Below are 11,984 nucleotides of genomic sequence, written 5' to 3' on the forward strand. Positions count from 1 at the left end.
TTGTGGTTAATTATGAATTCCAATCTAGAACTGGATAGTGTTTTTTAAGATAGGCTTTAACATCTGCAATATCTTCTTTGGCAGTTAAGTCTGGTACATGTTCTGACAACGGAATTCCGAGTGCTGTTTTAGGATGGTCTTTTATTGCATTTAACAAAACGGTTGGCAACTCTTTTTCATCTCGTTCTGGGTGAACTGGACAGTTTTTTAAGTACGGATACAAAACTGAACCGTCAAATTTAAATGCGTTCATGCTTACACGAAGTTTTCCTTGTGCGTCTTTGTACGAATCTAAAATGTCCGCTGTTGGTTTTTCTAAAATGTCTACTAAAAAATTATCATCTGTCAATTTAGCAATAGCAAAACGAGAAATTCTTTCTAAAGAAAAATCCATTGCATCTCTATCATAGCTTATGAAGGCATGCGGATTTTCGTTTTTTCGCAAAGCCAATAACGCGGCTACAGAATATAAATTATCACTGTTACAAACTGTGTATGTTTTGTTTTGTAATTCTGGAAATTGCTCTACTGCTTGAAACAGAGCATCGGCAGTTCCAAAAGGTTTTACTCTATTTTCAGGAATGTATTGAGTGGCAAAAGAAATATTTAAGCCGTGAAAATCATTATTGCTATTATGATTGCCATAAAATTCTTTAAACAATCCGCCTTGTTCTCCTATAATTACATAAATAGCATGGTATCCTGCTTTTTTTGCATTTAAAAGGAGGTAATCTAATAAAGGGCGACCATTCGGTCCAACACCTATTAATCCTTTGCTGCGTTCGTTTGCTTGTGCAATTTCTTCTGCTGTTAAATTATCTGAAACGGCTTCTTTCTTCATTCTAGAAGAAGCACCGCCTGCTAAAATCACTAAACTGTCATGCATAACTTTATTTTTTAATTATTATAATTTCTGAACTATTTGGGCACCAGGATTAACTTTTACAGCGTAAGCATCAACGGCTCCAGCATTTAAAATAGCCTGAACAATTGGCGCTTCTTTTCCGGGTTCTGCCATTACAACTATACTACCACCACCACCAGAGCCAACAATTTTTGCTCCGTATGCTCCCGCATTTAGCGCAGCATTAATCATAGCATCAATTCTAGGTACAGTAATTTTTAATAAATCACGTAAAACGGCATGATGCTCGTTCATCAATTGTCCAATTTTTTTAAGATCTAATACTTCTTTTTGAAACTCAACAATCGCTCTTTGTGTACAATGGTGATTGATAATTGCTGCCTCGAAAAAAGGGATTAAACGATCGGGTAAATAATTGCGGTATTTATCTAAGTCGCTTACCGAAGTTTCGTTTAAATTAAAGTAAGGAAAATGTTCCATTATGGCGCTAATGGCTAATAATGCGTTGGTCTTCAATTCACCAATCAGTCCAATAGTTTGCTTAGGAACGCCCGAAACACCACTAATTAAACCATTCACTTCAGAACCAATTACTTCATAAGAAAACGGGCTACGAGTATCAATTTGAATGACATTACCAATACCAATACTATAATGATCCATCATTCCGCCTGGCTCTCCGTGTTCTACAACTTCAGACAAATAACCAATTCGTGCTATAAACTCGGGTGTAATTTCTTCGTTTACTCCAAAAGCTGTTGCTAAAAAATTAATCCAAGCCAACAACAATGCAGACGAACTAGAAGTTCCTGAATTGATCGGAATGTTTCCCGTAACTGTAATATCATATCCTTTATTGGGCTCGCATCCGTGACGTCTTAACACACGCAACGCCGAAGCAAAATAATCGCGTTGTTCCAAATCTTCAAAGGTGGCACGAATATTTATAGTTCTGCTTTCGTTGATGTCTATCATATGAATGCGAAACTCATCCGAATCGTTTTCAATGGCTTCCAATTGTATTTTTCTGTCAATTGCACAAGCAATAACGGGCAGTCCTAAGTAATCTTGATGGTCTCCAAAAAGACAAATTCTGCCAGGAGCTACTGATATAATTTTCTTCATTTATATCTTATATAAGTTTAATAAAAAGTTTGTCTTATTCTATTATTTTAGCATAAAAAATTACTGATTGTGGCAATAATGAGACGAAACTATATAATTAAAATATATAAACCAAGTAAAATACGATAAAATGTGCTCGAACACATGATATTTGCGTCTTTGTGTTTTTAAATGCTACTAACTGGTATTACAAGTTATCAAATCTTTACAAATAAGCATGCGACAACCATTGGTGTGTATAGTACATTTAATAAATTTTATATATTTGCCTGCTATGGACAAAAAGTACACGATAAAAGATATTGCACTAATGGCGAGAGTTTCAAAAGGAACTGTCGATCGTGTGCTGCATAAACGAGGAAAAGTTTCGCCTGCTGCGTTAGAAAGAGTAACGGCAGTCTTAGCAAAAATAAATTACGAACCCAACGTAATTGCCAGAAATCTTAAAAACAACAAAATATCGCGCATTGCAGTTATTCTTCCAGATCCGAAAATAGATCCCTATTGGGCGCCATGTCTTGATGGAGTTGCCCAAGCTTTAGAAGAATTTAGGGCCTTTAACCTTTCTGTTGAAAGTTATTTTTTTGATCCAGAAAGTACTTCTTCCTTTTTAAAAATTAATAAAGAAGTACTTGAACTTGCGCCTGATGCTGTTTTATTAGCCCCTTTTTTTTATAAAGAAACTATAAAAATAAGCAATAAATATGACGAGTCTGGAATTATAGTTGCCACCTTTAACAACCAAATTGAATCGGAAGCTATTAAAAGTTTTGTGGGACAAGATTTATTTAAAAGTGGACGCGTGGCCGCCAAATTAATGAACGTATTATCAGCAAATAAAATTGCGATTATCCATATTGATGAATCGGTAAAGAATGCGAGTCACATGCAGGAAAAGGAAAAAGGATTTAAAAGCTACTTTGAAGAAAAGGAAAATAAAAATTTTGAGATTACCACTTTAAAATTAAAAAATCCCGATTTTACAATTAACTTCGAGCATTTTTTGAAAGAGAACAGTCAGTTAAATGGTATTTTTGTTACCACATCCAAAGTATATCAGATTGCTAAAATGGTTCAGAAACTAGCTCCTAATAAAATTTCGATTATTGGTTATGATTTAATTGATGATAATATTTCGTTCGTCAAAGAAGGAGTAATTGATTTTTTAATTCACCAAAATCCAAAAAGACAAGCCTATTTAAGCATTACCAATATTGCAGATAATATTGTTTATGGAAAAGACATTCCGACCAATACACTTTTGCCGATTGATATTATTAATTCTGAAAACATTGACACCTATTGTGCTAATTAAAAATTAGCACAATTACGACGGAACAAATTTCTGAAGATAATTTTTTAAATTCTCTTTTTTCGTTTATATCAGAAACACAGCATTCAAAAAATCTAATCATTGCCTATATTAATTGCAATAAGCCAAACGATGAACTAATATGAAAATTTGGTGTTTGTGTTTGCGGATTTACCCAAGAAATCCAAGTTGGTTGATAATTTGAATTTTTATCTGCTTTATATTTTGCTCTGTAAATACCTGTTTCAATCGTATTATCCGCCTGTAACAACTCTAGCTTTTTGAGAACATCAATGCCAAGTGATCCTTCAACAATAAAATAATCACTATTTTTTGACGAGCGCAATTTGATTCCGTCACTCGGCCAATTCCAATCAAAGTCAAATTTCCAATTTGGCATGGCTTTAAAATCCATTACTCTTGGTTTCGTATCCATTTCTAAACAATAGTACGGACTGAGTTCTGCGTTTTTTCTAAAAAATAGCTCTACTCTATCCGAATTTCCAATGCTATCAATTGAATCGTCTTTACTGTCAATGTGAATGGTGCCATCGTATACTTTAAAGCAAAAAAATAAATTTTCGGTATCCCAAAGTGCTCTAAATTCTATTTTATCAAATAGGTCATCGGACCACGGCGAAATAAAATCATTCAACACCATTGCGTTCTTCCACGATTCTTGATTTCCCTGTCCTGTAATCTCTAGAGATCCTAACTCAATTTTATTTACACTGTATTTTTTTATTTCTGTATTCATACTTTTTAATTTAATTTTCATCTAAAATAATTGCAATTAATCGTCTTCACAATTTTTACTTCATTTTCTTTTTTGAGTTGTCAAAAGTCAAACTATCGTATCATCAAAGTTTGTTTTAACAAAAAATCATAATCTTACTTTCCTTTGACATAAAAAACATTTAGTTTATTTTTTCTGTTACAAAATTACAAAATTAAGATTTTAACTATCCAAATGTGCTCGAAAACACAAATTCAATGTGTTCGAGCACATTTTCGTTAATTTTTCTTGGTTTATAAAATATAAATATATAGTTTCGTCAAACAATACGAATTTACATGTGTAATTTATGTTAATTAATCTTGCTTACTTAGCTACAAATTAAGCTAAATAACTCATCGCTAAAAACATACACACATAACTAAATACCAATAAAAAACATTCTTACGGTCTCGAATTTTTTAAAAGAAGAACACTTTGAAAGTAGTAGCCATTTTAGCGAAGATAGAGGTTCACATCACTATTAAATAACAATACTAGTAACTAACAATAAACCAATTTTATGAAACAAAAACCACACTCGTTAGAGTTTAAAATGTTTAAAACTAAAAACAGATTAGTTCCTTGGATGCTTAAAGGGTCTGGATTCTTTTATATTCTCTTATTTAATATATCAGCTTTTGCAAACAACGAAGGCTTTTATCTAAACTATAAAAGCGCTACTATTAAAGTAGCTATTATTAAAACGAACTCAGTACAAAATATAATTACCGGAAAAGTAACTGGTGAATTAGGAGAAACTTTACCTGGAGCGACTGTTACAGTTAAAGGAACAAAAAACAGTGTATCTACTGATTCCGATGGTAATTTTTCTATTGAAGCAAAAGATACTGATGTTTTACAAGTTTCTTTTGTCGGATATGATACAAAAGAGGTACTAGTTGGTAATAATAAAGTGCTCAAAATAGGTCTTCAATCAGCGCAGAATGAATTAAATGATATTGTAGTTATTGGTTATCAGAAAGCTAATAAAAAAAATGTGAATGCTGCTATTGCTACAATCAGCAGTAAACAACTAGAATCTATACCCGTGATAAGTGTGTCTTCTTTAATTGGAAGTTTATCAACAGGTGTTCAAACTCCTACGCAGAGTGGAGCGCCTGGTGGACGAAGTTCTGTAGTTATTCGTGGTAATTCAAATATGTCAGGAAGCGTAGATGGCACAGGATATAGTAATCCATTATACGTGATTGACGGAGTACAGACCTCTCTAGAGGATTTGGCAGGCTATAACACTTCTAACACCGATTTTTTAGCCTCTCTGAATCCCAATGACATTGAAAGTATTGATATACTAAAAGATGCCTCGGCTGCTGCAATTTATGGTTCTAGAGGTGCCAACGGAGTAATTATTATCACAACTAAAAAAGGAACTGCTTTAGATAAACCAGAGTTTAATTTCTCTATGAATACAGGTTTTTCGCCAGTTCCACAATTAGTTCCTATGTTAGTAGGTTCCGCAGAAAGAAATGCAAAAATAGGCATGATTGACAAATGGTGGAAACCACAATATGCACAAGGAAGTGAAGTGCCAATGGTTGTCTCTGATAGTTTAAATCCTGCATTTAATAATAATGTAGACTATCAAGGATTATTTTACAGACCAGCTGTCGTTCAAAAATATAACTTAAGCGTTAGAGGAGGATCTGAAACTTCTAACTATAGAGTTTCATTAGGATATGATAATGCTGAAGGAGTGGTGCAAAATTCAGGCTTCACGCGTTATACCTTTGCTAGTAATCTAAATTCTAAAGTAGGGAAAAGTTTTGAAAATCAACTTCGCATAAATGCGACTTTAACAGACAACAAGACAGGTCAAGGAAATCCTTATGGTGGTAACTTTAACTTTAATTCTACCTTACCTGCGGATCCTGCAAATTTAAATTCATCATTATTTTATATTTCCGATACTAAAAAACAGTCTATTAAAGGTCAATTAAGCGAAAAACTTAATACGGATGAGATTATACAAACTACATTATCGAACTTTTCTAGATTTAACGTAATTGACGGACTTACTTTTAATACTCAATTTAATTTTGTTTATAGTACCGAGAAGAAAAACTTTTATGAGCCTTCAATACTTCGTGAAGAAGGAGATGGTTTCGCAAGTTATGCTTTATACACCCGCAAGAATCTATCCTCTGATGTATATTTAAGTTATTATAAAACTGTAAGTGATCATACCTTTACAGGAATTTTGGGAACTAAAACTGATTACAATAAATATGAAGATATAGGTATTTCTGCACAAGGTTTTGGAAGTGATGCTATTCAAGTTATAAACGATCGCTATACACAAAATCAAATCAATGGATATACAACCATAGAGTCTAACGCTTTATTATCTTATTTTGGACGCTTCGGCTATAGATATAAAGAACGCTATATGATTGACGGAAGTTATAGCATTGATGGATCTTCTCGATTTGGTAGAGATGTACGTTGGGCAAAATTTCCATCAATATCTGTCGGTTGGATATTTTCTGAGGAGCCATTAATTAAAGAATATATATCTGATATAATAAATTATGGTAAGTTTAGAGCTAGTTACGGTGTAAATGGAAAGCAATTTGATGCAAACTTTTTAAGATATGGTTCGTATAATTTGGGCTATGGAGGAAATCCATTCTGGTCAAATACGATGAACGTTTCTTCTTATGGAGGGGTAACAGGAGTTGTACCTAATTACAATGCTATCGGAAATTCTAAACTTTCATGGGAAAATTCTAAGCAATGGAATTTGGGAGTTGATTTGGATTTGTTTAACAACAGAGTAAATGTAACTTTTGATGCTTACAACAAAAAAACCGAAAAATTATTTTTTGACGTTCTTTTTCCTGCATACTCAGGATACAACAGCGCTAAAGCCAATGTTGCTGGTGTGATGAATTACGGATGGGAAACCATGATTAAATGGCATCTTTTTCCAAGAACAAATGATTTCAATCTTGAGTTAACTACTGGTTTTAGCCAAAATAAAAATTATGTAACTAAACTTCCTAACGGGAACAAAGATTACTATGGAGTAGATAGTAATTATAGAGGATTTGGATATGTTGTGGGTATGCCTCTTAATCTTCCTGTATTATTTAGGAATGAGTACATATTAGACGACTTGAGTCAATTACCAACTAACCCATATACTGGCCAGCCGCTTAAAGCGCATGGTGCATGGGCTACAATAGCACCAGGTTTCCCAATCTGGAAAGATTATAATGGTGACTACATGTTATCGGATGTTGGAGGAATTAATGATAATGTATTGGATACAAAATTTAAGCCAACTCCTGATGTTATAGGTTCTTTAAACATTAACGTTAAATACAAAGGATGGTATTTACAAGCCTACAGCCAATTCTCATTTGGGTCTGATATTTTAAATTCCGTACTACAAAATTATATGGATAGTTACGATAGAGGAGGAACATCATGGGCAGAGCGTGGACTTGCTGATTTAAGTAAATTAAGCTTTTGGCAACAACCTGGAGATGGTGCTGCAGGAGTACGTTTTCCAGCATTATACCCATCTACAACAGGATTACCTTCTTACTATAGATTTAGAGATGGTCAGTCTTTATGGATTGAAAGTGGTGATTTCTGGAAGATTTCAAATGCTTCCTTCGGATATACCTTCGATAAAGGTCCTATTTTGGAAAAATTAAATTTATCTCGTGTTCGTATTTACGGTTCCGTTTTAAATGTATATCAATGGCAACGTTCTAAAACAGTAGCCGATGCTACTCTCGTAGACGAACATGGATATACTTACGGAAATGGATATCCACAAGCAAAAACATTTTCTTTTGGATTAGATATTAAATTTTAAATAGATAAAGCATGAAAAAATATATAAAAATTAAAGTTATTGCTGTGTTTTTAAGTTTATACAGTGTAACAAGTTGTACCGATATACTTGACCAAGATCCTTTAAGTATTGCCACTCCAGATAATTTTTGGGTATCACAACCTAATGCAGAATCTGCTGTTGCTGGCTGTTATGGACTATTAAAAAATACATTAATTGACAATAGTGCTTTCTTGTATTGGGGAGAATTTACAGGTATGACTTTTATGAATAGCCGCAGTTGGATTACGGATTACATTGAAGGTAGCGGTAATTATGTCTTAGCATACAGAGATAATACGCAAAACTGGAGAGGCTTTTATAGAGCTGCTAATTGGGCTCTTGCAATTGAAAAACATGTTAGCGACATGCCTGACACAAAATTTAAATCGATAGCCGAAAAGAACAGAATTATTGGAGAAGCGGCATTTATCAGGTCTTTATCTTATTTCTATATGGCACGCATATGGGGGGATGTACCAATTGTGACTGATGTAATTGAATCTTCAGATCAGTTGATTAAAGATGGTTATATTGTAGCTCTACCAAGAGAAAATGAGAAAAAAGTGTTAGATTTTGCATTAGAAGCAGCCAACAAATCAATAAGTCTATTGCAATACTCTTCTCCAGGAGATCCTAGATGGGCAATTCAAGCCAATAAAGGAAGTGCTGAAGCACTAAAAGCACATATTGCCTTATGGTATGCCAGTAGAGACAATGATAATCCGCAAATGATTGCAGAGGCTATTGCAGCGGCAACTGCTGTTATAAATAATAGCAATGCTTCTCTTATTGATTATGCTACTAATATTGTTTATGACCCTGTTACTGGTGCAGCTTCAAATGATGATTTTGAAAAGATGTGCAGTGGACAATCTAGAACAGGTCTTTTCGAAATTAATATTAGTTCGGATGTAGATGAATCTTTTAGAATATCATCAGCTGATAATACGCATACCGGCTTAACGCTAAACTATCCCGTTTTTAAAACACCAAATACCAATCCGTCGCCTTACATTGACCCTGATTTTTACGGTTCTGAAATGATGGATTCGGATAGTGATAGAGATGATGATGTGCGTAAAGATCTATTTTTCTCAGATTATAATTACTCAGATGTATCCTATCTTACGAAATATTCGCAACGAACAAAAGATGCTAACGCAACTGATTCCTACGCAAATTTCTCAGAATCTAATATTTTAATTTTCAGATTGGCAGACATCTATCTACTTAGAGCCGAAGCAAATATGAAACTAAACAAAGCGTTAGAAGCAGTGGCAGATATCAATATTATCCGAAGTAAAGCAAATGTTCCTAATTACACTGGCCTTACGGATAGAGAGTCATTAAACAAAACTATTTTTAATGAGCGCGCGATTGAATTAGTTGGCGAAGGTCAATCGGGTTTTGATAGAATCAGGATGAATTATTTTACTGGAGTAAACTGGGCTAATCCTGCCAGAAATGCTAAGCAAGGTTATTTTTGGCCAGTTGCCCCTTCAAATATATCTATAAATCCAGCCATTCTTCAAACAGAGTTTTGGAAAGGAAAATTATAATTCATTAAAAAAATAAAAATCATGAAAAATACAATATTATTAATACTTACCTTATTTGGTTTATACTCCTGTTCGAGCGACGATTATCTCGTTGATGGAGGTACTGCCGATCCGAATTTAAAAATGAGTACCTATGATTTTTTAAAATCAAATAAGCAGTTAGATACTTTGGCAATCTTAATTGATAGAGCAAAAATGATCGAAGTAGTAAATGCCCAATCAACTACTCTATTCGCTCCCAATAATTTATCAATCAAAAATTATGTCAATGCAATACTAACTCAAAAACGAAAAATAGATCCAACGGCAAATTTCACTATAAATGACATCAGTGAAGCCGAATTAAAAGTAATGATTGGTGGTTATATTTTTAAAGAGTCCTTGGATCGTAATAAATTAGTTAAAACCGGAAAAATCTATGTTGCTTACAACGGTGAAGAGAGACTTTTATCACTTGAACCTGTCGAACAATATACTGGTCAATTAGATAATTTCCCAGAATATGTTTATTACACCTTCAAAATAGGAACTGATTGGGATCCTACAGATGCTATCGTTGATGATAAAAAAACGGTCGTTAGGACTTCTAATTTAATATCTACTAATGGTATTATTCACGTACTTCAGGGAAATCATATCTTCTCAAATTATATTCCAATACCATAAATTGAAAATGAAACCAACATTAAAATAACAACTAATAAATATGAAAAAGATAATCTATTTTTTAATGATAGCTGTATTTATATCATCATGTGAACAGCCCGAAGTGGGTTATATTAGTGATAATATACATTCATTACAAGACAATATAGTAGTTCCTCGTGGAGTGTTTTTAACCTCACCGCCTCCAGCAACAGAAGGCTCTACCTACCCGATGGAGTGGAAAATCACAAGCATTACAGATAAAGAGGGAAATGTGACTAATGAGCTACAAGAAGAGCATGAAATATTAACTTGGCTAAAACCATTTGATCCAAATACCGACACTACATTGGAGTTGGCTATGAAAAAATTAGAATTGACTAAACAACCATCCATTTTGATGAATCCAGTTAGTGGGCAATTTGCATTTACACAAGCAACAAGAATGGTTGTCAATGATGATTTTGACATTAACGTCAATGTTAAAAATGTTCGTGGAGAACACCAATTGGATAAATTTACACACATTAATTTAGGCCCTTTTAAACAGGTCGAATTTCCAACTGAAATGAGATCAAGATTACAATTAGGAAAAGGAGATGGTGTTTGGGATATCGGATATACGCATATGGTTTTGAATGATTTTGATCCGAAAGTACCCAATATATTAGATGGCACAGATCGTTACATAACAATTACAAAAATCAGTGATGAGCCTAAACAGGCGGTCAAAGTAAAAATGATTATAGCTGACAGCTATGGTGCTGCTTTGGATCCTTCTAAAATTCTTTTCTTTCCTGATGGAGCAAAATATATGCAAAATTATCATGACAATAGTATAGGAGTCGTTACTGATGCGGAAGGGAGCACGTTTGGACTTCCAGCTCCTCCATTTCCTCAATATGCCAGAAACTATGGTGGTGTTGATGCATATTTAATGTATTACTTGACGACTGATAACGCATTCACAGTTGATAAAGTAGCTTATGAAGCTGATAATGGTCCAAAAAACTGGGATGCTTATGTAGATCCTGCAACAGGACAGATACGTAACAGAGCTTACATAAGATGGGGAGTAAAAATTAATGATTCAGGAACTTGGGAAATAAAAATGAAAATTCCATACACAATTAAAAAATAGTTGTTGTTTTTAAAGAGAAGATTGTTGTTTTTCAGTCTTCTCTTTTTTTTATACTTAGAAGCAATATCTCTATTTTTTTTAGAAGAGACCTTTAAAAACATAACTAGATTGAATTAAAACAAAGAAGTGGATATGCAAATAAAACCTGCAGTATAAGTTAAGCTACATTTTTGTAATTAATTTGATTGTTAAATTCTTCAATAGTTGCATAATTCAAAGCAGAGTGTCTCCTTTTTCTGTTGTACCAAATTTCAATGTATTCAAATATTTCCAGTTTCATTGTTCTTTAGAAATCAGTTTTTTCCCATAAATCAATTCCGTTTTCAAAGATTTGAAGAAGCTTTCCGCCACAGCATTATCCCAGCAATTTCCTTTACGACTCATACTGCGGGTTATTTTTTTATAGGAATCAAGAACATTTACAAACTTTTTACTGGCATATTGGACACCTCTGTCAGAATGAAAAATAAAACCTTCATCGACATCTCGGTTTTTAATCACCATTTTCCAAGCTCCAAGCGTAGTTTCTTCTGTATTCATTGCGTCACTTCAACTCCAACCAATAATTTTTCTGTCCTATAAATCCATAATAGTGGTCAGGTATACAAACCCCTCTTTAGTTTGGATATAAGTAATATCCGAAACCCAAACTTTTGAAGGCACTTTTACAATAAACTCTCTATTTAATACA

General features: G+C 33.5%; 10 protein-coding genes. 5 read left to right on the top strand and 5 right to left on the bottom strand.

From position 1 onward, the window contains the following. Positions 1-10: 10 nt before the first annotated feature. The gene (locus AP058_RS04620; RefSeq protein WP_066307314.1) at positions 11-886 is read right to left on the bottom strand and encodes a sugar phosphate nucleotidyltransferase; all 876 of its coding nucleotides are present in this window, start codon (positions 884-886) and stop codon (positions 11-13) included. Between the two features lie 18 nt (positions 887-904). Beyond that, complete coding sequence (locus tag AP058_RS04625) at positions 905-1,990, bottom strand: galactokinase family protein (protein WP_066307316.1); 1,086 nt, start codon at positions 1,988-1,990, stop codon at positions 905-907. Positions 1,991-2,264: 274 nt separating this feature from the next. Between AP058_RS04625 and AP058_RS04630 the strand changes: the two genes are divergently transcribed. Beyond that, the gene (locus AP058_RS04630; RefSeq protein ID WP_066307318.1) at positions 2,265-3,305 is read left to right on the top strand and encodes a LacI family DNA-binding transcriptional regulator; all 1,041 of its coding nucleotides are present in this window, start codon (positions 2,265-2,267) and stop codon (positions 3,303-3,305) included. Between the two features lie 103 nt (positions 3,306-3,408). Here the strand turns inward: AP058_RS04630 and AP058_RS04635 are convergent, their stop codons facing one another. Further along, on the bottom strand, positions 3,409-4,059 hold the full coding sequence (locus tag AP058_RS04635) for a sugar-binding protein (protein WP_157492607.1): 651 nt from the start codon (positions 4,057-4,059) through the stop codon (positions 3,409-3,411). A gap of 541 nt (positions 4,060-4,600) precedes the next feature. Here AP058_RS04635 and AP058_RS04640 point away from each other — a divergent pair. The 4 genes from AP058_RS04640 to AP058_RS04655 are packed head-to-tail and all read left to right on the top strand — an operon-like array spanning position 4,601 to position 11,293. After that, positions 4,601-7,927 (top strand): SusC/RagA family TonB-linked outer membrane protein, encoded by a 3,327-nt coding sequence (locus AP058_RS04640; protein WP_082706576.1) that lies wholly within the window; start codon positions 4,601-4,603, stop codon positions 7,925-7,927. Between the two features lie 11 nt (positions 7,928-7,938). Then, positions 7,939-9,507 carry a RagB/SusD family nutrient uptake outer membrane protein gene (locus tag AP058_RS04645; RefSeq protein WP_066307320.1) on the top strand — a complete coding sequence of 523 codons (1,569 nt, stop codon included), beginning with the start codon at positions 7,939-7,941 and terminating at the stop codon, positions 9,505-9,507. Positions 9,508-9,528: 21 nt separating this feature from the next. Continuing rightward, positions 9,529-10,173 (top strand): fasciclin domain-containing protein, encoded by a 645-nt coding sequence (locus tag AP058_RS04650; protein ID WP_066307321.1) that lies wholly within the window; start codon positions 9,529-9,531, stop codon positions 10,171-10,173. A 40-nt stretch (positions 10,174-10,213) separates the two neighbouring features. Continuing rightward, positions 10,214-11,293, top strand: a complete 1,080-nt coding sequence (locus AP058_RS04655) for a hypothetical protein (protein WP_157492609.1) — start codon at positions 10,214-10,216, stop codon at positions 11,291-11,293. Positions 11,294-11,450: 157 nt separating this feature from the next. On the opposite strand, the gene AP058_RS16850 is transcribed toward AP058_RS04655, so the two are convergent. Together AP058_RS16850 and AP058_RS16620 are read right to left on the bottom strand one after the other, a co-directional pair. Further along, positions 11,451-11,573: an IS3 family transposase gene (locus tag AP058_RS16850; protein ID WP_231739524.1), complete on the bottom strand. Its 123-nt coding sequence runs from the start codon at positions 11,571-11,573 to the stop codon at positions 11,451-11,453. After that, positions 11,570-11,833: an integrase core domain-containing protein gene (locus AP058_RS16620; protein ID WP_082706577.1), complete on the bottom strand. Its 264-nt coding sequence runs from the start codon at positions 11,831-11,833 to the stop codon at positions 11,570-11,572. The genes AP058_RS16850 and AP058_RS16620 overlap by 4 nt, the downstream gene beginning before the upstream one ends. Positions 11,834-11,984: the final 151 nt, after the last annotated feature.

This window comes from Flavobacterium sp. TAB 87, from assembly GCF_001529295.1.
Classification (GTDB): domain Bacteria; phylum Bacteroidota; class Bacteroidia; order Flavobacteriales; family Flavobacteriaceae; genus Flavobacterium.